The 24,264-nt window shown below is 50.4% G+C and carries 19 protein-coding genes; 16 read left to right on the forward strand and 3 right to left on the reverse strand.

What is annotated here, in order from left to right; translation table 11 throughout:
- Positions 1-37: 37 nt before the first annotated feature.
- From E1757_RS23800 to E1757_RS23825, 6 genes are all read left to right on the forward strand, one after another.
- Positions 38-454: an FMN-binding protein gene (locus E1757_RS23800; RefSeq protein WP_246079456.1), complete on the forward strand. Its 417-nt coding sequence runs from the start codon at positions 38-40 to the stop codon at positions 452-454.
- A gap of 13 nt (positions 455-467) precedes the next feature.
- Positions 468-1,349: an FAD:protein FMN transferase gene (locus tag E1757_RS23805; RefSeq protein WP_133232819.1), complete on the forward strand. Its 882-nt coding sequence runs from the start codon at positions 468-470 to the stop codon at positions 1,347-1,349.
- Positions 1,350-2,162: an RnfABCDGE type electron transport complex subunit D gene (locus E1757_RS23810; RefSeq protein WP_133232821.1), complete on the forward strand. Its 813-nt coding sequence runs from the start codon at positions 1,350-1,352 to the stop codon at positions 2,160-2,162.
- Between the two features lie 206 nt (positions 2,163-2,368).
- Positions 2,369-3,157: a sugar phosphate isomerase/epimerase family protein gene (locus tag E1757_RS23815; protein ID WP_246079441.1), complete on the forward strand. Its 789-nt coding sequence runs from the start codon at positions 2,369-2,371 to the stop codon at positions 3,155-3,157.
- Positions 3,158-3,239: 82 nt separating this feature from the next.
- On the forward strand, positions 3,240-3,521 hold the full coding sequence (locus tag E1757_RS23820) for a hypothetical protein (RefSeq protein ID WP_133232825.1): 282 nt from the start codon (positions 3,240-3,242) through the stop codon (positions 3,519-3,521).
- A 356-nt stretch (positions 3,522-3,877) separates the two neighbouring features.
- Complete coding sequence (locus tag E1757_RS23825; RefSeq protein WP_133232827.1) at positions 3,878-11,050, forward strand: S-layer homology domain-containing protein; 7,173 nt, start codon at positions 3,878-3,880, stop codon at positions 11,048-11,050.
- A 105-nt stretch (positions 11,051-11,155) separates the two neighbouring features.
- On the opposite strand, the gene E1757_RS23830 is transcribed toward E1757_RS23825, so the two are convergent.
- Positions 11,156-12,913 carry a sulfatase family protein gene (locus E1757_RS23830; protein ID WP_133232829.1) on the reverse strand — a complete coding sequence of 586 codons (1,758 nt, stop codon included), beginning with the start codon at positions 12,911-12,913 and terminating at the stop codon, positions 11,156-11,158.
- Between the two features lie 254 nt (positions 12,914-13,167).
- Between E1757_RS23830 and E1757_RS23835 the strand changes: the two genes are divergently transcribed.
- Both E1757_RS23835 and E1757_RS23840 read left to right on the forward strand, forming a co-directional pair.
- Positions 13,168-13,467 carry a hypothetical protein gene (locus tag E1757_RS23835; protein WP_133232831.1) on the forward strand — a complete coding sequence of 100 codons (300 nt, stop codon included), beginning with the start codon at positions 13,168-13,170 and terminating at the stop codon, positions 13,465-13,467.
- Between the two features lie 123 nt (positions 13,468-13,590).
- The gene (locus E1757_RS23840; protein WP_133232833.1) at positions 13,591-14,106 is read left to right on the forward strand and encodes a PadR family transcriptional regulator; all 516 of its coding nucleotides are present in this window, start codon (positions 13,591-13,593) and stop codon (positions 14,104-14,106) included.
- Between the two features lie 90 nt (positions 14,107-14,196).
- On the opposite strand, the gene E1757_RS23845 is transcribed toward E1757_RS23840, so the two are convergent.
- On the reverse strand, positions 14,197-15,837 hold the full coding sequence (locus tag E1757_RS23845; RefSeq protein ID WP_133232835.1) for a PucR family transcriptional regulator: 1,641 nt from the start codon (positions 15,835-15,837) through the stop codon (positions 14,197-14,199).
- 213 nt (positions 15,838-16,050) lie between these two features.
- Between E1757_RS23845 and ggt the strand changes: the two genes are divergently transcribed.
- The 8 genes from ggt (at position 16,051) to E1757_RS23885 (ending at position 22,828) form a co-directional block, all read left to right on the forward strand.
- On the forward strand, positions 16,051-17,649 hold the full coding sequence (ggt, locus tag E1757_RS23850) for a gamma-glutamyltransferase (protein ID WP_133232837.1): 1,599 nt from the start codon (positions 16,051-16,053) through the stop codon (positions 17,647-17,649).
- A 35-nt stretch (positions 17,650-17,684) separates the two neighbouring features.
- A complete protein-coding gene (locus tag E1757_RS23855) occupies positions 17,685-18,239 on the forward strand; it encodes a chromate transporter (RefSeq protein WP_133232839.1) in 555 nt (184 codons plus the stop codon).
- 197 nt (positions 18,240-18,436) lie between these two features.
- The gene (locus E1757_RS23860) at positions 18,437-19,582 is read left to right on the forward strand and encodes an SPFH domain-containing protein (protein WP_133232841.1); all 1,146 of its coding nucleotides are present in this window, start codon (positions 18,437-18,439) and stop codon (positions 19,580-19,582) included.
- A gap of 2 nt (positions 19,583-19,584) precedes the next feature.
- Complete coding sequence (locus tag E1757_RS23865; RefSeq protein WP_133232843.1) at positions 19,585-20,319, forward strand: hypothetical protein; 735 nt, start codon at positions 19,585-19,587, stop codon at positions 20,317-20,319.
- Between the two features lie 270 nt (positions 20,320-20,589).
- Positions 20,590-20,853 (forward strand): TM2 domain-containing protein, encoded by a 264-nt coding sequence (locus E1757_RS36245; protein ID WP_220446529.1) that lies wholly within the window; start codon positions 20,590-20,592, stop codon positions 20,851-20,853.
- Positions 20,854-21,003: 150 nt separating this feature from the next.
- Positions 21,004-21,381 (forward strand): MGMT family protein, encoded by a 378-nt coding sequence (locus E1757_RS23875; protein WP_133232847.1) that lies wholly within the window; start codon positions 21,004-21,006, stop codon positions 21,379-21,381.
- 7 nt (positions 21,382-21,388) lie between these two features.
- Positions 21,389-21,946 (forward strand): GNAT family N-acetyltransferase, encoded by a 558-nt coding sequence (locus E1757_RS23880; RefSeq protein WP_133232849.1) that lies wholly within the window; start codon positions 21,389-21,391, stop codon positions 21,944-21,946.
- Positions 21,947-22,189: 243 nt separating this feature from the next.
- The gene (locus E1757_RS23885) at positions 22,190-22,828 is read left to right on the forward strand and encodes a DUF2306 domain-containing protein (RefSeq protein ID WP_165972257.1); all 639 of its coding nucleotides are present in this window, start codon (positions 22,190-22,192) and stop codon (positions 22,826-22,828) included.
- A gap of 176 nt (positions 22,829-23,004) precedes the next feature.
- On the opposite strand, the gene E1757_RS23890 is transcribed toward E1757_RS23885, so the two are convergent.
- A complete protein-coding gene (locus tag E1757_RS23890) occupies positions 23,005-23,871 on the reverse strand; it encodes an AraC family transcriptional regulator (protein WP_133232853.1) in 867 nt (288 codons plus the stop codon).
- Positions 23,872-24,264 lie beyond the last annotated feature (393 nt).

Below are 24,264 nucleotides of genomic sequence, written 5' to 3' on the forward strand. Positions count from 1 at the left end.
GGTGAAGCATAACATTGGAGGGATCGACGTGGCTAAAATGAACAATAAATGGGTCGTCCTTTGTGCGGCGGCTATTGGAGCGATATACACAGCCGGATACTTGGCAACTGAATCTCAAGCATCGGTACAGCAGCCTGCGCCAATCAGTCAAGCGGGCATTCAAGCAGACAGCAGCCCATCCAAAGGCCAATATAAAAACGGGACTTTCAACGGAACGGGAAGCAATCGCCGCGGGTCCATTCAGGCAGCCGTAACCATTAAGAACGATAAAATAACGGATGTTGAAATAAGTCATTTTGCCATGCATTACTCGGAGGATGACGTAGTGGGATTGCCGCAGGAAGTTGTACAAAAACAGAGCGCGCAGGTACGCAATGTATCAGGCGCAACGTATAGCACACGAGCGTTTCAAGATGCCGTACAAGATGCGCTTTCCAAGGCACGAAATACTTAGGCCGGGAACAATCATGAAAAAGACGAAATTGTTTATGGACACCGCCGTAGATATTCAGGTGGTTACGCGAAAGTCGGACGATGCTGCGGAAGCAGCAATTCAGCGGGCTTTTGAAGCTTTTCGGAAAGTCGAACATGCCTGCAGCCGCTTCAGCTCCGATAGCGAGTTGATGGAAGCATGCCGCCGGGTCAAGACCGTAGTACCGTTAAGCCCGTTTTTATTTGAGCCGCTGAAGTTTGCTTGGGAGGTAGCGCAATGGACGAATGGCCGATTCGATCCCGCGATAGGAAAGATCATGGAGGATCACGGGTTCAATCGGCATTATTTAACCGGAGAGACGATTCAAAGCCATTCGGCTGATGCGGTCACCTATCGGGATATTGTCTTAAATGAGCAAGACCGTACCTTGTATTTACGAAGACCGCTGGTGATCGATTTGGGGGCGGTCGCAAAAGGGTTTGCTATCGATTTGGCTGCACGCGAGCTGACCCAATTCGAGGGCTTTGTCGTTAATGCAGGCGGAGACCTTTATGCAGGCGGAGCGGATGAAAGCGGAGGCAAGTGGAAAATCGGCATTCAGCACCCTGTGTACAAGGATCAAATCATACAAGAGATTGAACTTTCGAATGAGGCGGTCTGCACTTCGGGGAGCTATGAGCGCAGAAGTCCGGTAAAACCCGGCGTGCATCACATGATCGATCCTGCAACCGGGCAATCGCCGGACGCATGGGTCAGCTGCAGTGTCGTCGCCCCTTACGCGATGATAGCGGATGCTTTCTCGACGGCTTCCTTCTTATGCGGAGTGGAGCGCGGGAGAACATTAATTGAACAGCTTGGTTTTAAAGGAATTCTGATTACATCCGGTCTGAACATCTACCGAATAGGAGAGATATAAATGGCAGCTCATAAATGGATCCGTACACCTAAAGGATACGTCACCATAACCATGGCTGTCTTGCTGGTAATAGCGGCCATCGGGTCAGAGGATATCAGCGGCATCTACAATGGCTTCATTGCCGTCGCCGCTTCATTAGCCGCCGATTTCACTTGCTCCCACGTTGTCAAAAAGAAACGGGGTTTGCCGGATGGCGCGGTCATCACCGGCTTGATTATTGCGCTGATCCTAAGTACGACTGCCCCATGGTATATTGTTGCCGCGACATCGATGATCGCCATTTTGTCCAAATATATATTCGTTTATAAGAAGAAACCGATTTTCAATCCGGCAGCTTTTGGCTTGCTTTTATCCATCCTTTTGTTTCGGACAGGACAAAGCTGGTGGGGGGCCTTCGGGGATCTTCCTTCATGGACTATCGTGTTTCTTTTGATCGGCGGTTATACGGTCACGAATCGGGTGAATAAATTCCCCCAGGTCTTTTCATTTCTTGGAACGTACTTTATCCTGTTATTGATTATGGGAATACTTCATGTCGGAGACGCCGCTGACGCGCTTCGGCCGCCTTTCATCAACGCATCGCTTTTCTTTGCGTTGTTTATGCTCACAGACCCGCCTACCTCACCGGCCAAAGAAAAGGATCAAGTCATTTTTGGCGTCCTGGGCGCTGCCGCGGGAGCCGTCGTGTATAGTTTATTCGGAGGCTTGATGTATTTGTTTATCGGGCTGCTCGTCGGCAACCTGTACCACTTATTGAAAAACCCGGCTTTACGCGCAGCCAAGCTTCAAAATCGCAGCTATCATAAAGCTTGATAGTAATGAAGAAGATCTCGAATCGAAGCTCTGATCCGTTTATTTTTGTATGCGATTTGAGCTTTGAATGTTTATACAACTGTCCAAACATGTTACATTAGTTTTAGCGCCGTGACTGATGGTCAGTCAGCATCGACGCAAATTTTGATAAGGGGTGACCGAATTTGTTATTATCTTTTACTACGCTCGGGTGTCCGGCATGGCCCTTGGACAAAATCATTCGGCATGCATCGGAATACGGATTTGACGCGATTGATTTTAGAGGCCTGCAGGGTGAGATGAACATTTGGAAGCTGCCTGAATTTTCGGGGGATGCCAAGCAATCGCATGCCCGCATCGCAAACGCGGGATTGAAGGTATCTTGCTTTTCGAGCTCCGTACATGCCGTATCTGCGGAGAAGTATGAGCAGAACTTGAACGAAGTCAAGGAATATGCCCGGCTCTGCGAAATTTTCGAGACGCCGTACATACGCGTATTCGGCGGTAAAATCGATGATCTCGACCGGGCGGAAGCTACCCGCCTGATGATCAAGCATTTAAAGGAAATGGCCTCGATCGCAGCTGCCTCCGGAGCCAAAGTACTGGTAGAAACGCATGACGATTGGACGGATTGCCGTTATTTGCAGCCGGTCATGGAGCAGGTGAACCATGAAGGGGCAGGCGTTCTATGGGACTTGCACCACCCGTACCGCACGATCGGCGAGCAGCCGGAGGATACCTGGAGCGCGTTGGGCCAATGGATTCAATACGTGCACGTCAAGGATTCGCTCAAAGTAGACGGTACAGGCCGCAGGCATCCGCATAAATATGTATTGAACGGCCAAGGGGATATCCCATTGAAAGAGATGTTCAAGCTGCTGCAAAAGAACGGCTACCAAGGCTATTACGTGTATGAGTGGGAAAAAGCGTGGTACCCTGATGAATTGGAAGAACCTGAAATTGCCTTCCCGCAATATGTGCAGTACATGAGAAAGGCGCAAGAGGAAATCCGATGAGTCAAATAAGTCGGTAGTATCGGCCAAGGCCGCAGCGGTCTGGACATTCACACGAAATCGTTGTTTCGGATGAAAGAGCTGTATGAAATTGTGGCGATCGCCGACCTGGCTGCCGGAAAGATTGAAGATTTGCCGGGAACAGCTTGCTTGGCATGAAGAAAGCTGGGACGTACCGGAGGAGCAGGGAAAGAACTTGATGTTAGCGATGACGGAAAAGTATTATACGATGCTGTATCAAACGATGGTGCATCATGCGCCATTGGAGGCTACACTGGAGCAAGTAAGGCAGCGAATTGCCGTTATCGAGGAATGCCATAGGCCCGTTGTCGCAATTAAGCGCACAGGTATAAAAACGCGTATTTAATATTAACGTTAATACTCAATAAACATTTCCTTAGCCGGACGGTATTTATATACTGATTCAGGCTAAGGTTTTTTTAACCCTCCAATTGCTCTATTATTTTCAAACTGCGGATCAAACATATAAAGATAATATAAAAAGTCATAAAGATATTTGATAGTTTAAAAGACCTTGTTTATATATGATATTTGTATCCGTTTTCATACGAGTAAGGGGGAATTGCGAACAAGAGGCAGAACGGGAAGCACGCTATCGGAGATGCCTCACAGGTGAGATCGAACAAGGGAGGATGGCAGGGGCGGTACGATCAGTTATGGATGCTGCGCACCATACATATTTTCAAAAAGGAGCGATAAAAAATGGCAAACAGCGTTAAAAAAGCAATATCGATCATTGTTGCTTTTATTATGTTGTTTTCGACGGTATCAGCTGCTTTAGGAGCCAACGCTGCGGAATCGGCAGCGACTGCTGCTCCAAGCGATGTGTCAAATCACTGGGCATCAAAGGAGATCGGCCATTGGGCGTCTCTGGGACTTGTGCAAGGCAATCCCGACGGGACATTCAAGCCCGATCATCCTATTTCAAGAGCTGAATTTTTTGCGTTTGTGAATAGAGTGTTCCAATTGGTCGATAGAGCAAGCGTTACTTTTCCAGATATTCAAAGTGATGCCTGGTATGCCGACGATATTTCAAAAGCGACAGCGGCGGGGATCGTCAAGGGCGATGACAACGGCAATGCCAAGCCTAACGATTTGATTACACGGCAGGAAGCGGCTGTCGTTATTGCCAGAGCGTTCGAGCTGCAGGCGCAAAACGACAATGCTAACGGCAAGTTTGCCGATGCCGCCCAAATAGCTTCATGGAGCAAGCCGGCGGTTAGCGCTATGGCCGAGAGCGGATTTATCCAAGGGCGTCCGGATGGAAGCTTCGCGCCTCTCGACAACATTACCCGTGCGGAATCGATCAAGATGATGGATAACGCCATGGGCGAACTCAAAAATACGCCCAATACGTATTCGGGCAGTGTACCAGGAAATCTTGTAATCAATACACGAGATGTTACGTTGAAGGATATGACAATAAACGGAAATCTATATTTGACACAAGGTATCGGCGATGGCAACGTTATCCTGGACGGCGTAACGGTTAAAGGCAGAACCCTAGTCAGGGGCGGCGGCGAGCATAGTATTGTAATTAAAAATTCATCGCTGATCGGTACTCTTATTATTAATAAGGGTGACGGCAAAATCAGAATCGTATCGCAAGGCACTACGCAAATCGGACAGGTTCAATTGAATTCAGGCGCGATCCTGGTAGGCGAACACGCTGCAGGTAATGGTTTTGGCACAGTCCATATCGTGCAAGTAGTCGCGGGACAGGAAATCAAGCTGGACGGAAACTTTTCTATGGTTTCCATTGAAGCATCTAATGTCAGCGTTCAAGTGGCAAACGGTTCCATAGGCAAAATGGATATACATCCAACAGCGGCCGGTACGACGATTCAGTTGGGTGAAGCTGCAGTCATTACCGATTTTATAGCTGAAGCGAAAGTAGATGTCAAAGGAACGGGCCAAATTGTGAACGCGGATATTAAAGCGGACGGGGCTGTCTTTGAGAAAAAACCGACGAATGTAACGGTTGCGGACGGCGTAACGGTCACGGCCGGAGGCCAATCCATGACATCGGAAACCACACCGGTACCGGGCAGCACCGGCAGTCGCAGCAGCAGTCGCGGCGGTAACAGCGGTGGCAACGGCAACGGAGGCGACAATGGCAACGGCAACGGAGGCGACAAYGGAAACGGCAACGGAGGCGACAACGGAAACGGCAACGGAGGCGACAACGGAAACGGCAACGGAGACGACAACGGAAACGGCAACGGAGGCGACAACGGAAACGGCAACGGAGGCGACAACGGAAACGGCAACGGAGGCGACAATGGAAACGGCAACGGAGGCGACAACGGAAACGGCAACGGAGGCGACAACGGAAACGGCAACGGAGGCGACAACGGAAACGGCAACGGAGGCGACAACGGAAACGGCAACGGAGGCGACAACGGAAACGGCAACGGAGGCGACAACGGAAACGGCAACGGAGGCGACAACGGAAACGGTAACGGAGGCGACAACGGAAACGGCAACGGAAGCAGCAATACAGCCATTGTAAAAACAAATAACGCGGCACAGGTCATCTATATTACGGAGGAGACGGTTGCCGTATGGACAGGGACAACGTTCGGTCAATTGGTCGGAGATCTTAAATCGGGAGACGGCTCAACGCAAACGTATAAAATAAACAACTCGTCCGCTGCCTCCTATATCCTTAAAACGAATGATAGTTTAAGCGTAACGGCGGAAAATGGAAAGGCGTCCAAGGAGTATAAAATTTTAACGGTTGACCCGGCAGCGGATAAGCTTTCGATCAAACCGTCCGAACAAGGCGTAAATATCGGCGATACTTCGGGAGATGTTCTTAATATCACATCGGGCAGCACCTATGTCTATACGGTCGATACAGCGGAAGGCGCAGGCCTTACTACGATGGAAATCAAAACGGTCGAAGAGCTGCTCAAGCAAATTGCTTCCAAGACGTCCACTCCTCAGACCTATGCGGTCAAAGGTACGAAGGGAACCAAAAAAATGACCGATCCGATCGCACAGGGCGACACGTTAACCGTAAGCGCAGGACAAGAATCTCGCGATTATACGGTAAATGTGGTCAAAGGCGCAGTACGGAGCAGGATGGAGCTTATAAATAACGTCATCACGGCAAATACCCGGTCCGACGTCGTTTTGAAATTTTTTGCTGGCATGAGAAGTCCGGCAACCGAAGTTGTACTTAAGGTTCCGAAAGGAATCGGTGCAACGATGGATAACACGAAAGTAAATGTAATTGGCCGAGGCGAGGTGAAGCTATCGGGACTTGCGACGCAATCCGTTGGCAGAGTGGGCGCAGGCTACAGGTTCCAGCAGGTCGGTACGGTTACGATCGACAACAAGGATGACGGAAGTCAGGTTATTCTATTTAAGGGACTTGACCTGAGACCGGCGAATGGTGCCGATCTGCAAATTACTTTCGAAGGTGTGAGCTTAGAAGCGGGCAGCTATCCGTTCGAAGCTTCCTACACAACTTCGGAGCCGGAAGTTTTGACAAGCCCCTGGAGTGCGGTAAGCTTGCAAGCGGTCCATACGATAAGCAGCTTTAGTCGCGATTTGGATAAGAGTCTGACCTATAAGGAAACCGGCGATACGTATACAAAGGCTAAGTTCAGCTGGAGCGCCGCCAAAAATGCCGACTCCATCAAATTGCTGCAATCAACGGATAAAGGAGCCACATGGACGGAAAGCGATGCTGCCGTCGGTGCGCAAAGCGGAGAAGTGACGGTTGCGAACCTTGCTCCGAATAAAGAGTATTACTTTAAGCTTGCCGTTGCTGGCGGCGAGAATAGGGGAGACTCCAATATCGCCAAATTCTACACCGGCAAATACAATGTCAAGCTGATGGGCGCAAAGGGTGACGGCAAAACGGACGATACCCAGGCGATTAATGACGCCATCCTGTATCTGAACTCATTAGGCGGCGGTACGCTGCTGTTCGAAAACGGCACGTTTAATGTGAGAACCGTTCATCTTCAAAGCAATGTATACCTGTATGTCAACAAAGATGCGACCCTATCGGCGTTAAAAGGCGGCGATGCTCCGGAAACGACGTATTTCTCGGACAAAGCTTATCGCTCCGGCACCTCCGCGACGGACACCGGACCTTACAGAGATCCGGAAAATTATTTGACCAAGCAGGATGTAGGCCACACGTTCTTTAGAAACAGCATGTTTTTTGGCGAACGTATCGATAACTTTAAAATTATAGGCAACGGCAAAATAACAGGCAACGGCAACCTTGTAACCGGTGACGGTGTTATGAATAATGCCCCTGACAATCGTACGGATAAGATGGTTACGGTCAAGCTGTGTACGAACTTTGAATTCGGAGGCCTGGATAACGGGCTTGATCTGTGGTACGAAGAAACCGATTCGCCTACCACGGACGAACCGTACTATATTCAAAGCATTGACGCAGACGGTACAAATGAAGTCCGGCAGACCAACATCAGCAATATGCTCAAAGTGGATGGCGCAGGACATTTTGCGCTGCTGGCCACCGGCACGGATTATATCAATACGCATGATTTTTATTACGACAAGGATAAAGGCGGCGGCGCCAGAGACGTTTTCGACTATATGCAAAGCAGCTATGTTACTGCTAAAAACATTTATGCCAAAGGAACGTCCGACGATATCGTCAAGCCGGGCAGCGATTCTTCGTTAGGCTTTACAAGACCGGCAACAACGTTCTACGTTCGCAACATTATCGGCGACACGAACTGCAATCTGTTCCAAATCGGCAGCGAAACTGTAGACGATATCAAAAATGCGTATGTCGACAACATTTATGTGCTGGCGGGAAATAAAGCGGGCTTCTCGATTTCAACGAATGATGGCGGTCATATCGAAAATATTTATTTAAATTCCGGCAAGACGGGTCCAATTCACCATAAGTCGGAAATGAGACGTACGCGGGCACCATTCTTTATTTCGATTTCGAATCGCGGACGCGTGATCGGCGGCCAAGCAAAACGAATGAAATTTATGGAAAACGGCGTGCAGCGAGACGAGCTGTTAAGCACGAACGTCAATATCGGTCATGTAAGAAATATTTTCATTAAAGACGTGAACATCGAGGAGGTTTATGGAGGAAGTCAATATAGCGATCCTTCCAAGAGATGGGTCAAATACACGAATCAGAATAAGGCTACGCCGATCATCGCGGGTTACAAGGTTGGCGACGGCGGACCGACCCTTCCGGACGGACGCAGCGTCGGTTATATCGAAAATCTGAGCTTTGAAAATGTCGATGTTTTAGTAAAAGGCGGGAACAAGCTGGCTGATTCGGAAATTAGCCCACCGGAACTGGGGGTCGGCAAGTACAACATTGCGGACATCGGGGAGCAGCCATCCTACGGCTTCTGGGCCAGACATGTTGACGGGCTTACTTTTAAAAACGTCAATACGAGATTCGAGAAAAATGACGACAGGTATGCAGTCGTGCTGGACGACGTTAAAAATGCCAACATAGATCATATGAAAATGGTCAAAGGGGCGGGCGCTTCCAATGTCATTCAGCTGAAAAATGCGGCTCATATTACCGTGACAAATTCTTCTTTCTACAATGATACCTGGGGCAACGAGCCGACGGTTTTGGCAGATATGATCGATGTAACGGTGCCGGGCAAGCAGGCTTACCCGCCGATTGCACAGGACCCGCATAACACGTCGATTCAATTGAAACAGGCCGGACATCCGAATTTAACGAACCTGGATAGAACCGCCAATTCGGTTACGGCACTCTTGGGATCGACGGTAGGTGATATTACTAGCCAATTGGAATCAACTGACGGTACGGTACAGACGTATTCGGTCACCGATTCGACCAATGCACCGAAGAGCTCGGGAGCTCTTGAGACGGGCGATATTCTCGTCGTAACCGCGCAAGACGGGACGACGAAGAAAAATTATACGATTAACGTCCCGGCCGAAATTGTATTGAAAGGAGATGCGCTATTTAATGCCAACGCAGTCACGAAAAGTTCATCGGCGATTTCCCTAACCACCTCGACAACCAATGGCATCGCTTATCTGCAGGCTAACGGGGTTCCTGCCGGAGAATGGATCGAATTTAACGTAACGATTCCGTTGGCGGGTACGTATAACGTGTCGTATCAATATAAAACGAACGCGTCGGGAAGAGCGACCGTGCAGGCTTATGTCAACGGAGAGGCCAAGGGCTCGCCGGTCAATCAAAATAATACGACGGCCAACTTGTATATTCCGGTCGATTTGGGCCAGATCACATTCGCGGCGGCGGGCAGCTACCCTGTCAGATTCGCAGCAACCAGCGCAGGCTCGATCGTCGTCGATTATGTGAAATTTGAAAAGGCTGGAGCATCGGCTCCAGCCAGCAGCAATACGGGGATACAGTTGAATTCGAATCATCCGAGTGTGACGGCTGTCGATAATGCGGCAAAAACCGTGAGTGTTACTTCCAATGCAACGGTAGCCGATATCATATCTCAAATCACATCGACGGACGGTTCGGCGCAAACGTATTCCGTCACGGATGCCGGCAACGCTGATAAACAATCGGGCACGCTTGTTACCGGCGACCGCTTGGTCGTCAAGGCTGCGGACGGTGCAACTCAGATTGCTTATACAATCCTAGCTGCATCTGATATAAGCAATAATGCGAGTGTAGCTGTGAAAGCATCGCATCCGAATGTGAAAGCCGTGAATGCGACTTTCGTTGTCATTGTCGCAGGTACGACCGTAGCCGACCTGCTGGCTCAAATTGTATCTGCAGATGATTCGCAGCAGGATTATGCGGTTATGAATTCGGGAAATACGCCAAAATTGCCGGCGGATGTGCTTGTTGTCGGCGATATCTTAAAGGTCACGGCAGCCGACGGGGTAGCGATTAAAAATTACTTGATCGCTTTCCCTACGACGAATGTGCAGCCGAATAGCGGCAGTGCTATAGTAATTGCAGCCAACAATACGGATCGCAGAATTGCGGTGGCGGCAACACCCGCTATTACGTCGCTGGCAGGACAGTTGAAATCAACAGATGGAACGACACAAACGTATTCCTTCACCAATGCGGCCGGCGCTGCCAAGACTTCCGGCAACGCCGCCAACGGGGATAAGTTAATCGTTACGGCTGCAGACAGAACGGCAACGGCGACTTATACGATTGCCATTGCAGCACAGGCTGCAAGTACGAATGTTCGAGTAAGAGCCGTGCACCCTCACGTCGCGACCATATACAATAAAGATCGTTCGGTCATAGCCTATCGCGGCCTCACCGCCGATAACCTGCTGGCGGAAGTAGAGTCGTCGGATGCGACGAACCAAGCTTATTCCGTCACGGATGCAGTCTACGCCGCTAAGACCGGCAACACCCAGCTTCGGACCGGCGATCTGCTGCATGTAACTTCGCAGGACGCGAAGGCGGACGTCTATTATACGATTAACTTGGTCGACTTGATTCACGATTTTGACCTTGCAAATAGTTACCAGCTGTCCGACAACTCTACCAAATCCGTCGGACTTGACGATACGGGTGCCAATTACGACCGGAACAGCGCGCTCAATGCCTCTCATATGCAGGTCAATTTTGGCGGAACGAATGCGACCATCGAGTTTCAGATGAATGTTGTTGTAGACGGTACCTACAATGTACTGTTCGGCTCCAAGAAAAGCAATACGGGCAGAACGCTGATGCAGCTGACGGTCGATGAAAGCAATGTCGGCCCGGCAATCAATGAGACTGTGGGATCGTCGGATCTTCAAGGGATGTACTTGACCAATGTCGGAAGCATTAATTTGACCGCAGGCAGCCATACGTTCAAATTTATACTTGTCGATAAAGCAACCGGCCAATCGTTCGATTTAATCGGCCTCGAAAAAACAAACTAGGCTGGTTTATAAGTGTTAGTTTGTCCTGCTGTATAATATGGCGGTACTAAAAAAGAGGTTGATCAGGGTGATTCCCTGTTCAACCTCTTTTTTCAGGGTTTCTCCTCAACGGACCGGCACCAGCCGTTTTTGCTTCCGCTGCTGCTCCAACAAATACGCCATTAGCTCTTGAACCGGCTGCGTTTCCGTCGAAGCGAAGGCGGGGTCTGCAAGATTGCGCGTCTCAAGCGGGTCCGCGGTCAAATTATACAGCTCGTATTCGTCCGGAACCGGCTCCGTTTTGACCTCGGCAGCATAGGTAAACTCGGAAAGTTGCAATCCTGCATGGGAAGCTTCTACCGGCTGGGCCGTGACGTCCTTATCGCCGGGATGGCTCCAAAATTGATCGTTATCAAAGTAGCGGGAATATTTCCACAGCTCTTTCACATTATCCCTGTATATGGAGGCGATGACGGTTTCGATATGGTTAGGCTGAATCACGGACGGGTACGGTCTGCCCAAAAGATTGATTTGATGCTGACCGCGCGTAACGTCGTCGTCGATCATAAAATAAATCGGTTCTTCAACCGGCTCGGATAAGCTCTGTCCTACAATGAAGGGGGAAAGATCGCGGCCTGTAAGAGGATGCACTTCGCTGAAATTTCGCCGCAGACGATTTTGGATGACAGCTGCATTGACATGGGCCAGTCCCAGCATGGTAGGCAGCAGATCGACATGGCTTGTAACCGTGCTGACCTGCCTGCGCTGCGGAAATAGCTTCCGGTTATGTATGAGAAATGGAACATGCAGCATTTCTTCGTAAGCGCAGTACCATTTTTGATGAAGGTTGCCGTGAGCGCCGAGCAGCTCCCCGTGATCGGATGTAAAAATAACAATCGTGTTGTCATAAAAGGAAGAACGGGTAAGTGCTTCAAACACTTTCAACATTTGCTGATCGGCTCTTTTTTGCAATTGATAATATAGTTTACGATAATGAGGCTCGTTGATGATGGGCTGCAATGCGTTGGGATATATACGCTGATAGCTGGATTGACAGCGCGGTTTCGTATGTAAAGATTCGCTAAGGGTAGGCGGAGGGTTAACCGAAGGCATCGGTTCCACATCGAAATTAAAGACGGGCAGATGCGCGGTAAGCGCGCCGTATAAGACAATATCGTGCGGGTCCACGAAAGAAGCTACGAGCAGCCACGGTTTCGCATGGGCATCGAGCTGTTTCTCATGATCGAGAGACTCTATAAGCTCAACCGCTTCGGCAGCATAGACCACATCTCTACCGCTTACTCCGAATGCAGCGGAAGATGCGGAGTTTCGCGGGTTTTTGCCATGGGGCTCGGGACCGACCCAACCGGAAAAGCCGAAGCTGTCCAGGCGATCCGCATGAAGGTACAGCTGCTCCTGCTGTCTGTCGGGAATACCGGTCACGGGATCGTAACTGGGGACGCCTTGGTGCGTGCCGGGAATTACAATATCCTCATAGGAAATATGCCACTTTCCTTTATAGTAGGTCTGGTATCCAGCCTCGCGGAAATAATTTCCCATTGTAGGCACCGTGTTTCTCCCCAACCAAAACATATCGGAGTCGAAGCTTCCTTTGGCAATCCCGTTTGTTTGGGTGACGCCGTGAAGCGAAGGGTAATGTCCGGTCAATAAAGTAGCCCGACTCGGGCAGCATGCGGCACTCCCGATATAATGCCTGTGGAATTCCATCCCGTTCGATTTCAACAGTTCATGTGCGATAAAATTTTGTTTGCGCCATTCTGCCAGCTCCGCATCCTCATAAACGGGGGGATACCGCTCCTCATCAACGAGGAAGACGAGAAAATTAGGTTTTTCATGCCGGTGTGAAAAAGGCTGTTCATTCATAGCGCGCATCCTCCTAAAAATATCACTCCTACATCAGCCCTGCGGCCTTATCCAATCCCGAAATTTTCCGGAGCCGGTGCTTCCCAATTGGGCCGAGGCAACCACCTTAAACGAAATCGGATAAAGGTATAATATGCTGCGGCGCTTGGACAGTATGCGATTTATGCGAGGTGGACCGAATTACAGGTTCAAAGGAGGATTTGGCACAGGTGAATGGAATATCTAGGAACATACGAGTCACGGAGGTTTCATTCATGAAAAAATATTATTACGACGAGCATGAGCATACGTATCAAAAAATGAAAATCGGCAATATATCCGCTTGGGATGAATTTCATGACCCGGCCCATTACAGCTACGAACATTTTATGATGCGCCCCTTTTTGGAAAAGGCGCTGGGAATGATTAGGCTTAGCGCATCTGAACGTCTGGCTTTCGAGTACGATTGCGGAACAGGTGCAGTGGCCCATTTTTTAGCTCAGAGGGGGTTGTCGGTGGATGCGATCGAAATTGATGGCGGAAACCTGATTTGTCAACAGATTACGTCGAAGTGAGCCGCCCGGCCGCCCGCTTTATAAAACGGTCAAATTGCGGTAATATAAACTGTACATACCAGGGGGATTCGTACCGTCCCACAGGAAAAACTTGCCGCTGTTAAGAAACGAGAGGGGAAGCATATGGACGAACGTGCGCTGCTTTTGCTTGGAATCTTAAAGTCGCAAAGCCTGCACGGCTATCAAATCAATGAATTCATCGATAAAAACTTGAGCCGGATTACCTCCATGAAAAAAGCTACGGCCTACGCAATATTGGACAAGCTGAAGGAGGCCGGGTTGATTAGCGTGCGCGAGGATCAGGAAGGGAACCGCCCTCCGCGTAAGGTGTATTCTATCACGCCGGAAGGGGACCGGGAATTTCATGGGCTGCTCCGCGACAATTTGTCGGAACAGGACCATATGCCCTTCAAAGGCGATATCGGGCTTATGTTTCTGGACCATCTCACCAATGAGGAAACGATCGACTGCCTGATGCGCCGTCTAAACGGGCTAACCGAGCAAATTGAAGATTTGCAAAAGACGCCGAAGCATTCGTTTTCCCGGGGGATCGACCTGTCGATCGAGCATCACCTCGTTTGTAAGCAAGCCGAACGTACTTGGCTGCTGTCCATCATAGAGGATTTAAAGGTCCGGTGAAAAATGCCCGCTGCGCGGACCAATTTCGATCGCTACTTACGAATAAGCGGGTTTTGCGTGAGATACGCGGAGCCCGCTTTTTAGCCGTCTTTACAACATCGGCTTGATGAGAAAAGCCGTGCGGATCCGCAGGCTGGCACTGGGGGAAGTCATCTCATGGCCGAACAGCTGCCTGCATTTATCCAGCCGGTAAATAACGGTGTTGCGGTGAATATACAGCCGTTTCGCTGTTTCCGCGATGCTGCAATGGTGATCGTAGTATACATGCAGCGTTTGAAGCAGATCCTCCCGTTCTTTATCCTCCAAAGATTCCAAAGGAAGAAACGTATCTTTGTAAAACGCCTGCAAATCCTGAACATTTAAAAGACGAAACAGATCGCTCAGCTCGCGGCCGTGAAACAGCTGGACAAACTGCCGTTTTTGGCAGTTGCCGCCGAATTCCAGCGCCTCTGCCGCTTCTTTGAAGGTGAGCGGAATGTCGGTCAGCTTCTCTACCTGCTTGCCGACGCCGAACGACAGCGAGACGCCATGCTGCTGATAAATATTTTCAATGATGCTGGAAAGCTTCTTCGGCAAGCCGGTTGTCGGCGGATTTTTCAGCAGCAGGACGATGGAATCGTTTTTCATGAACAGACAGCAGGTCAAATCATGCTTTTGAAACGCCATCTTCAACCAATCATACAGCCGATCCCTTTCGGACAGCTTCTGTACCTGGGCGGATGTCCAGTTCGATCCGGGCGGCGGGTCCTTCCGCCCTACGACGCAAACGATCGGCTGATTCCCGTTAAGACCGTATCGGCGCCCTCTATGAACAACGTCTTCATCGGTTCTGAACAAGCCTTCCGCCAAATCCGAGAAAAATTCGTTTTTGTAGCGCCATGATTTTTCTTTGACCGCCTGCGTTTTGAGCATTTCGAACCGGATGACATTAATCGCTTGTTCGATGGCCAGCTTGGACAGCCTCAAGTTTTCGTGCGATGGTCCGAGCGTAATCAAGGCGCCGTGAGTCTGATAGGAAAAGATCGGGTAAACGCGCATGCGCTGTCCCCGGAAGAAAACGGGCTCCAGCAGAGACAGCTGATAAGGGGCGTCAGCCGTGAACAGCGGCGAGGGCAGCGCGCCGGGAAGCCTTGCGGACAGCTCGCGGTACTGCGGCTGCCGTTTAAAATGAAAGGAGCGAGCGATCGGCTCGAGCTTGGAGCTGAGCAGGAGGACCGGCTCGCCAAGAAGCTCGGACAGCGCGCCGATAATTTCCGGAAGTCCTTTGCCGGACATGACAATATCGGAGAACCGGCGATGGCTCTCCAGCGCATATTTTAAATCCTCGGTCGTTTTCTCCAAAATGTAGCTCACCGATTGGTGAACCAGCTCGCCCAGCGTATGCTCCAGCGGCAGCTCGATGATAGGAAATTGGAGCCGCTCCGCCGCATCGAGAGCCTGCTGCGGAATTTCCCGTAAAAACCGTTTGGTTTTAACGGCAAGCCCGGCGCACCCGACCTCATGCATATTGGACACGAGCGTCTCCAAGGCATCGGGCCGGTCTTTCAGTACATAAGCGGTAGTCAGAAGCAGCTCGTTCGGCTTCAGGAAATGAATAATATCGGGGGCATCCATAATATTGACCGAGTGTACGCTCCGTTCCAGGCCCGATGTACCGGCGAGAACTTTGCATTGTGCGAAAACCGGTATGTTCAGCAAGTCGAGCAGCTTCATCGTTAACCTCACCGCCATGTAAATTAATCTTACATTAATAATACATCACGGGCGTTTCAGATGTAAATATACGTTTTATGCAATTTAACCAATGAAATTTCCAATTCATATGCAGGATGACCAATGACATTGCGATCATTATCGACTAGTATGTAATTACAAACCGCACTTTTATGTTATAAAAAATGACATAAATATCGGTCGCTGACCAGGGAAAGGGGAGCACCAGCCTTGAACAATATTATGCCGTCAGGTTATCGTGCAATGGTCGTATCTCCTCATTATATGGCCAGCTTGGTAGGGAGCTCTGTTTTGCAGAAGGGCGGCAACGCTTTTGACGCGGCGGTAGCGGTGAGCGCCGCTCTCTCGGTTGTATATCCTCACATGACGGGGCTTGGAGGAGACAGCTTCTTTCTGCTGTATTCAGCCCAGGAGAAGCGGGTCGTCGGCTTGAACGGCAGCGGACGGGCGGGAGTGGCTGCCAAGCCGGAATTGTATTTGGAACAAGGCATGGACAGCATACCCGATCGCGGCATCCGCAGCATAGTAACCGTTCCTGGCATGATCGATGCGTGGTGGCGCGTTTGGAGCCGTTACGGACGGCTGGAGTGGAGCGAAGTGCTGGCACCCGCCGCCGAGTATGCCGAGCAGGGCTTTCCGATATCGAGAGATTTGCACCGGTGGATGGTCAAGGATGAATCCTTGTTACTCAAAGACGATACGCTGAAGACGGTTTATTTCCGGAACGGGAAGCTTCTGAAGGAAGGCGATCGTCTCATTCAGCGTGAGCTTGCCGAAACATTCCGTCATATTATGAAAAATGGAAGAGACGGCTTTTATACGGGGCCGTTTATGAAAGTGCTGGTCCGTTCGCTGAGAGAAGCGGGAGCGGTACTGACCGAGGAAGATTTCATCGGGCATGAAAGCGATTGGGTGGAGCCGGTCTCCACGAGCTACCGGGGTTCGGAGGTATACCAAATGCCGCCTAACTCCCAAGGCTTTTCACTCCTCATGATGCTGAATATATTGGAGCGCGAGCCGCTCGGCGATATTCCCCGCGGTTCCGCCGCTTTCTATCATCTTGTAACGGAAGCGGTAAAAAAGGCGTTCGTATACCGCGACAAATACTTGTCCGATCCGGAATTTGTAAACATCCCGCTGGCCGAGCTGACCAGCAAGACACTGGCTGAGAAATTGCATGCCGAATCGGCGTTCTCCTCATTCCGGGCTTCGCGTTTCGAGTCGGCCATTATGGGGCAGGATACCGCATATGCGGCAGTCGTGGACGACGAAGGCAACGCCGCTTCCTTCATTCAAAGCTTGTACTACGATTTCGGCTCGGGCGTCGTAGCTGGCGACACGGGCATTATTATGCAAAACCGCGGCTCGTTTTTTTCGTTGAAGCAGGGGCACCCGAACGAGCTTGCCCCGAAAAAGCGGACGTTCCACACCTTGATGCCGGGTATGGTTTTGCGTGATGGCTGTCCTTATCTGCTGATCGGTACGCAGGGCGGAGAGGGACAGCCGCAAACCAATCTCTCCTTATTAACCGGCGTGCTCGATTACGGCTGCACCATACAGGAGGCAATCGGACTTCCGCGCTGGGTATATGGGCGCACATGGGGAGAAGACAGCGATTCGCTGAAGCTGGAAAACCGCGGGCTGGATCATGGAGCGGACGACCGGCTTCGGGAATGGGGCCATGAAGTGGAGCTGCTGTCCCCTTGGGATGGGGTGGCCGGTCAAGCGCAGGGCATTATGATTTCTTCGGACGGTCTGATCAGCGGCGCGGCCGACCCCCGCGGCGACGGGGCGGCGATCGGCTGGTAATGGCGTCAGGAAGACGGAAAGGAAAGTGATCGGGCTTGTTGAAGAACCTTTGGGATTTATTTGTCGGGTTCGGCCGTTCGACCTTGCTCGGGTACGGCGGCGGTCCGTCCATCATTCCATTGTATCAGAACGAAGTTGTGGACAATTACGGATGGATGGGAAAGGAAGAATTCGGTCAGGCGCTGGCATTCGGCAATGCGCTTCCCGGACCGATCGCGACCAAGCTGGCCGCTTATATCGGATACAAAGTGGCGGGCTGGCTCGGTGCTGCCGTAGCGCTGGGGGCGGTTGTTGTGCCGACGGCGCTGCTGATGGTGCTGCTGGTGTTTATCATGCACAAGCTGCAAAAAAATCCGTATATCCAAGGCATGATTAAGGGCGTGCAGCCGGTTATTTTCGTCATGCTGGCGATGCTGGCGTTTGATTTTGCGAAATACGCCTTTCAGCGGGGCGGCGGCTCGCTCCCGTTCCTGCCGTTCCTCATTGCGGCCGTGTTTTTCATATCGGTCCAGTACTTGGGAATGAATGCGGTATGGGGTATTATCGGCTCCCTGATTATCGGTGCGCTTTTTATGCAGGGCTCAACCTGACGAAGCTGCAATTTCATGCTCCCCGTTCCTGCGCTCTATAAGAGTAGGAATGGGGATTTTTTTTCCAGCCTTGAAGAAGCGTTCGGCGGATTCGCTACAATCTGACAAAATCAGAAATAATAATTGATTAAACAAGACGAGGTGTAATACAATTAATAGACAATGATTGGAAAAGGTAGAGTGGGAGTGGGATAGGCTTGGCTATTATCGACGTAATCAAATTTAATGGAATAGCCAACCGGAATTGGTTGGTTTATCGGTATCCGGGAGATAGCTTCGTTTACGGGACGCAGCTTATTGTAGGCGAAGGTCAAATCGCCGTTTTCGTTAAGGGCGGCAAAGCGCTCGATTATTTTTCCGCCGGAACGCATACGCTTAACGCCAAAAACATTCCTCTTTTGCAATCGTTCATTAACCTCCCCTTTGGCGGGCGAACCCCGTTCACGGCCGAAATCTTTTTTATCAACAAAACCGTCAAGCTGGATGTTTTATGGGGGACGAACGATCCGATCAGCTTGATCGATCCCAAATATGCGGTCAGACTGAGGGTGCGCGCGTTCGGGCAATTTGGAATTCGAATTACGGATTACCGCGTATTTTTAACGGAGCTTATAGGCGCCGTAGGCGACGATCAGATCGTGAAATACGAGACGGTTATGAACTATTTCAAAGGCGTAACCGTAACCAAGGTGAAAACCATTATCTCGGGTATTATCATAAATCAAAAGATTTCCGTGCTTGAGATAACCCCCCGGCTGGAGGAAATATCGGAGATCTCGCAGCGAAGTCTGTCCGGCGAATTTGAGCGTTTCGGCATTGAAATCGTTAATTTCTACTTGTCGTCGATCAATTTTCCCGATGAGGATTTTGAAATGATCAATAAAATATTAGGGGAAAAAGCCGTATTCGACATTATTGGAGACAACCGTTATCAGGTGAAGCGTTCCTTCGATGTCATGGAAACCGCCGCCGGGAATGAAAGCGGGGGCAGCATTGCGGCGGCCGGTGTCGGCCTGGGCCTCGGTGCCGGAGCGGGTCTCGCTGTCGGGAATACATTTGCGAATACGGCAGGCAGAGCGTTCAACACCCCGCCCCAAGGACATCCGTGTAAGAAATGCGGCGAGTCGAACGAGCCGGATTCCAAGTTTTGCCGCAACTGCGGAGAAAAGCTGATCGTTGCACAGATCGAATGTTATTCCTGCCGCGCCTTGGTGGATGAACATGCCAAGTTTTGTTCGAATTGCGGCAGTTCGATGATGAAGCAAATATGTCCCGGATGTCATAAAGAGAACAAGCCCGGAACGAAGTTTTGCTCGGATTGCGGCACCAAAATGGAGGAATGAGAATGAGACATTTCAATTTTTCCATATTCAAAGTGTTGAGGCTGCTAGCCATTTTTGTGTTCGACGCGGCTGTCGTTCTGGCTTTCTTTAAACTTTTCTCCGTGCTGCTGCTTGCAGCGCCTGTGAAGTTCGCGTTTATGACAATTATTTTGCTGACGGGGCTGCTGTTTTTTAACGTATCCGTTCTTTCTCCAAGACTTTTGTTGGGCAGGAGCGGCATTGCTTATCCGATTGCCGTCGTTATTTTATCGCTCGTCTACATAGCCGTGTCCAATTTTATTTCGGTCGTCTTTTTAACCGGGAGTACGATTTGGTATTTATGCTGGGAGCTTTTGATTTTTGCGGGAACGGCAGGTACTTTGTCTGTATTCGGCTTTTTTGCAAGCCGTGAAGATAATGATGCGGACAGGCTTGAGAACACGGAAAAGACAACGATCAGCATGCAGCTTATGCTCATCGAACAGTCGCTCATTTCCAAGCAGAACGATGAGACGCTGGCGCCTATCATCCAATCGTTCAAAGCTTTGAAGGAACGGATTCAAGCTTCGACCCCTTTTGGAAGAATTACCGGAAACAGCGCCGTATACGAGCTGGAAAATACGATAAGGGACAATTTGGAGTTTTTGCAGCTGCATGTCCGATCCAATACGATTGACAAAAATTTAAAAGATATTCAAAATCTGATCGAGGAAACCCGAAGGCTTATCATAAGCAGGGAAGCCTTGAATGTGAGGTAACTTATAGACGAGGGGGATGTTTTTATGAGTACAAACAACTGTCCGGCTTGCGGAGCGCCGGTTGCGCCTAACATTACGGAATGTAAATATTGCGGGGAGGCGCTTCCTGTTAATCGTGTCAACCCTGTCAATCAGTCGCAAGGGCCCAATTCATTCGTACAAACGACCGTGCACACGACGGTGAACTCCCAGTCGTCTTCTCAGGAAACTATGACCATTGTAAATTCTGGCATGAACAATATTCCCAATAATATGCACATGACTAACGACATGTATAATAACAACCCGCCGAACGCCTACACCAACGTCTATGTTTCCACTAAAAGCAAGACGGCTGCAGGCTTGCTGGCCATTTTTCTCGGCGGCTTCGGCATCCACAAATTTTATTTAGGCAGGGTAGGCTGGGGGATCGTCTACTTGCTGTTTTGCTGGACCTACATCCCGTCGATCGTCGGCTTCATCGAGGGCATTATTTATCTTGCGTCGAGCGATCAATCGTTTAACATGAAGTACGGGAAAACGAGGACTTATTGATGACATAGGCTGTACAATGCTGTAAGGCCGAGACGCCGGTCCTTTCGTTTATGGAGGAAATGGCGTCTTTTTGTATACGCAACTAATGGCGGGGAATAATTGCTTCTCCCTACCGAAACTACTTGCTTGATCATGAAAGGCCGGGATTCGATGAAGCCGTTTACGATGAGAGTCGTACAAATCATACAAAGCATTCCTGAAGGATACGTCATGACTTACGGGCAAATCGCCGAGCTGGCCGGGAGCAAGCGGGGAGCCAGACAGGTTGTGCGGATTTTGCATTCGCTCAGTCATATCCATGAGCTGCCCTGGCACAGAGTCGTCAACGCCAGGGGCGAAATCGCGATCAAGGACGAAGAGTCCCGGTCATTGCAAATGCTCTATTTGGAGCAGGAGGGCGTGCTGTTGAACGGCGACGGACGAATTGATCTGGACACGTACCGCTTCATGCGTTCGAGGGAGGATGACGACCTGTACTATTCGCATCCACCGTTGTCGGGTAAAACAAGCAGCAGGCGAAACAGATGATAATCGAATGGAGGTAGTTGAAGTTGATCGAGGGATGCATATCGAACAGTTATCATCGATTGGCGAGCATAAGGAGGAGCTGTCGAAGCTTCTGATCCGGGTCGTAGAAGACGGGGCATCGATCGGATTTTTGCCCCCACTGCACGCGGCTGAAGCGAACAGCTATTGGGAGAACGTGCTGCAGCCGGAAGTGGTTCTGTATGTCGCACGGCTCCATCACCGGATCGTTGGCACGGTCCAGCTGCAGCTGTGTATAAAGCCAAACGGCAGTCATCGGGCCGAAATCGCCAAATTAATGACCCATCCGGACTACCGGCGCAGTGGTATCGGCCGTTCGCTTATGCACACGGTTGAAGAAAGGGCGCTGCAGGAGGGCAGATCGTTATTGGTTCTGGATACGAGAGAAGGCGACCCTTCCAATCGGCTGTATGCGTCGCTCGGCTTTATTCAAGCCGGCCGTATCCCGAACTATGCGTTATCCGCCAACGGCGAGCTGCACGCAACGATTCTTTATTATAAATACGCCGATTCGCCCAGCTCGGCGGCTTCTGCGTCGCTCGACTAACATCCTTGTGGATGCGTTCATTTATTTCGTGGACATTGCCGAATGGATCGACAAATGCGGCGTATCGGGTATCGGTATTTTGCGCCGGCGACTTGTGCAGAAATCGAATCCTCTGCTTGGTGACTGTATTGTGACAGGTTGACGCATAAATTCGAGAGGATTATGGGTTAACATATGAAGTACACGTCATATGCCGGTTACCATAAGAGCGGCGCAGATTCGCAGGATAGGGGTGGGAGATTGGTGAGACTGCAAGGAAGACAGCTTGGTTGGAGCGTAATGGCCCTGGTTACAGTGACGGCCGCGGGGTTAGCTGCCGCGCCTTATTTTTTACTTGACCCGGCCAACAGCCGCGTTCAGCTTGATCCTTCGTTTACGCTGCATTTCCCGCTGCTGCTCGTCCACATTTTCGCGTCGTTTATAGCGCTTGTCATTGGCTGGGTTCAGTTTATTCCCGGCCTGCGCAAAAAATACCCTCGACTGCACCGCCGGATCGGAATTGTCTATATGGGAGGGATAGCGGTCGGGGGCATCACCGGATTTGTGGTCGGACTGCATACGGCAAGCTTCATCCGGCAAACGGCTTTTTGGGCGCTGGCCGTGTTATGGCTGGTCACCGGCTGGAAGGGATACCGTGCGGTACGCTCTAAAAGAATAGAGTCCCATGGCCAGTGGATGATGCGAAATTATGCGGTGACATTAGTCGCGGCGAGCGCACGGATCATTACACCTATATTGCTGCTCATATATGTGGCGGGTCACCCCGGTTCCAATGGTATTTTAGATGCGCTGGGGCATGTGCTGGAAGTCAACATATGGACGGGATTAGTCCTCAATTTGATCGTGGTGGAATGGGTGCTGATGCGACGCCGCGGCAAGTAGCCAAAATGGGGCTGTAACAATAGGGTATCAATGGGTGGGTGAGACAATTCCAAAAATATGCAATGCCGCCTCCAACACTACTATATGCAGGGATGGAAGCGGCTTTTTACATGCAAATTCGTATCAGAGTGGGGGGCTGAGAATATAAAAATGACTTTGGGGAAAGTCCCCGGTTTTTATTTTTTCACAACGGGAATCCAGATTTCGCAGCGGTAATCGTCGGCGGTTGTATTTCCCGGCGGATATACTTCCAGCTCGGGTCCGCCCGAATGCTCGTAACCGGTGGACGGGAACCACTCCTGAAAAATTCGCCGCCATACATCCTGAATCGCTCCCGGTACGGGACCGACCGCTGTAAACACGGCCCAAGCAGCTGCAGGAATTGTCCGGATCTCGAGTCCTTCCGTGTCGGCATCCGGTTTCGTTTCAGCGGCAATTAAATAGGTGAGCTGCTCCTGATCGTGCCGCATGTCCATGCAGATGCCCAGCAGATTGCCGGCAGCCCCGATAGAAGCGAGCCTCGCACAGGTACCGTCTTCATGACACTGCCCCCAAAACTGGGGGATTTTCCAGTTGTTTTCACCGCCTTTCATTTTCATTTGAATGGCTTTGCCTGCCGCGTTGAACGCGGGCTTTTCGACCATTGTGTAATCCATATCCTTGTCTCCCTTCAGCGATAAATGAAAGGAAATGCGGGGAAAAGCTTTGAGAACGGCTCCGGGAGCGCGCGCATCCGAAGGCGGGATGCCGTGAATTTTGCGGAATGCCTTGGAAAACGATTCGGGCGAATCGTATCCGTATTTAAGCGCGATATCCAATACTCTGCTCGAGGATGTGGCCAATTCCTGAGCGGCCAGCGTCAATTTGCGTTTGCGGATATATTCGGCAACGGTCATCCCCGTTAGCATGTGGAACATGCGTTGAAAATGAAACGGGGACGTATAAGAAGCTTTTGCAATTTCGGCGATATCCAGCGGCTCCTCCATCCTGGTCTCCATCAGATCGAGGGCGTCCTTCATTCGAACCAACCAATCCAACCGCATTACCTCCCTATCCCAATCATATCATCGGCTTGCCGGGTGATCCTGTCATTCCGTGCTTTTAAAGAACAGGTTTCTGTTCTTGGACAATCTCTATTATACAAAAAAGGATAGGTATGTCTAAGTCCAGGGGCGTGTCTGCGCAAGCGCATACGGATAACTTTTGCCATGTTCTATGCAAATCATGCCTGCCTCCTCTTGTATTAACCAAAAAATTTTGGGACAATACTAGATAAGTTGAACAAAAGAACTTCCGGGAAGAGCAGAGTGCAGTGGAGGAAGGGAATTGTCTTGCCAGCGAGTTTTGGCTTTGAATTCCCACGAACCGCAGGCCCATTCCATAAAAGGAATTCAAAACAAGATGTCTGAAGAGGGCAAGATAATCCCTTTCGGAAT

The sequence above is a fragment of the Paenibacillus piri genome, assembly GCF_004354045.1.
In the GTDB taxonomy this organism is placed as follows: Bacteria; Bacillota; Bacilli; order Paenibacillales; family NBRC-103111; genus Paenibacillus_S; species Paenibacillus_S piri.

Coding starts and splice junctions, on each gene's coding strand:
- E1757_RS36245 (WP_220446529.1), top strand. CDS start 20,590: ATGTATAATAACAACCCGCCGAACGCCTACACCAACGTCTATGTTTCC.
- E1757_RS23800 (WP_246079456.1), top strand. CDS start 38: ATGAACAATAAATGGGTCGTCCTTTGTGCGGCGGCTATTGGAGCGATA.
- E1757_RS23810 (WP_133232821.1), top strand. CDS start 1,350: ATGGCAGCTCATAAATGGATCCGTACACCTAAAGGATACGTCACCATA.
- E1757_RS23880 (WP_133232849.1), top strand. CDS start 21,389: ATGGAGGTAGTTGAAGTTGATCGAGGGATGCATATCGAACAGTTATCA.
- E1757_RS23865 (WP_133232843.1), top strand. CDS start 19,585: ATGAGACATTTCAATTTTTCCATATTCAAAGTGTTGAGGCTGCTAGCC.
- E1757_RS23805 (WP_133232819.1), top strand. CDS start 468: ATGAAAAAGACGAAATTGTTTATGGACACCGCCGTAGATATTCAGGTG.
- E1757_RS23840 (WP_133232833.1), top strand. CDS start 13,591: ATGGACGAACGTGCGCTGCTTTTGCTTGGAATCTTAAAGTCGCAAAGC.
- E1757_RS23835 (WP_133232831.1), top strand. CDS start 13,168: ATGAAAAAATATTATTACGACGAGCATGAGCATACGTATCAAAAAATG.
- E1757_RS23820 (WP_133232825.1), top strand. CDS start 3,240: ATGAAATTGTGGCGATCGCCGACCTGGCTGCCGGAAAGATTGAAGATT.
- E1757_RS23845 (WP_133232835.1), bottom strand. CDS start 15,837: ATGGCGGTGAGGTTAACGATGAAGCTGCTCGACTTGCTGAACATACCG.
- E1757_RS23890 (WP_133232853.1), bottom strand. CDS start 23,871: ATGCGGTTGGATTGGTTGGTTCGAATGAAGGACGCCCTCGATCTGATG.
- E1757_RS23830 (WP_133232829.1), bottom strand. CDS start 12,913: ATGAATGAACAGCCTTTTTCACACCGGCATGAAAAACCTAATTTTCTC.
- E1757_RS23875 (WP_133232847.1), top strand. CDS start 21,004: ATGAAGCCGTTTACGATGAGAGTCGTACAAATCATACAAAGCATTCCT.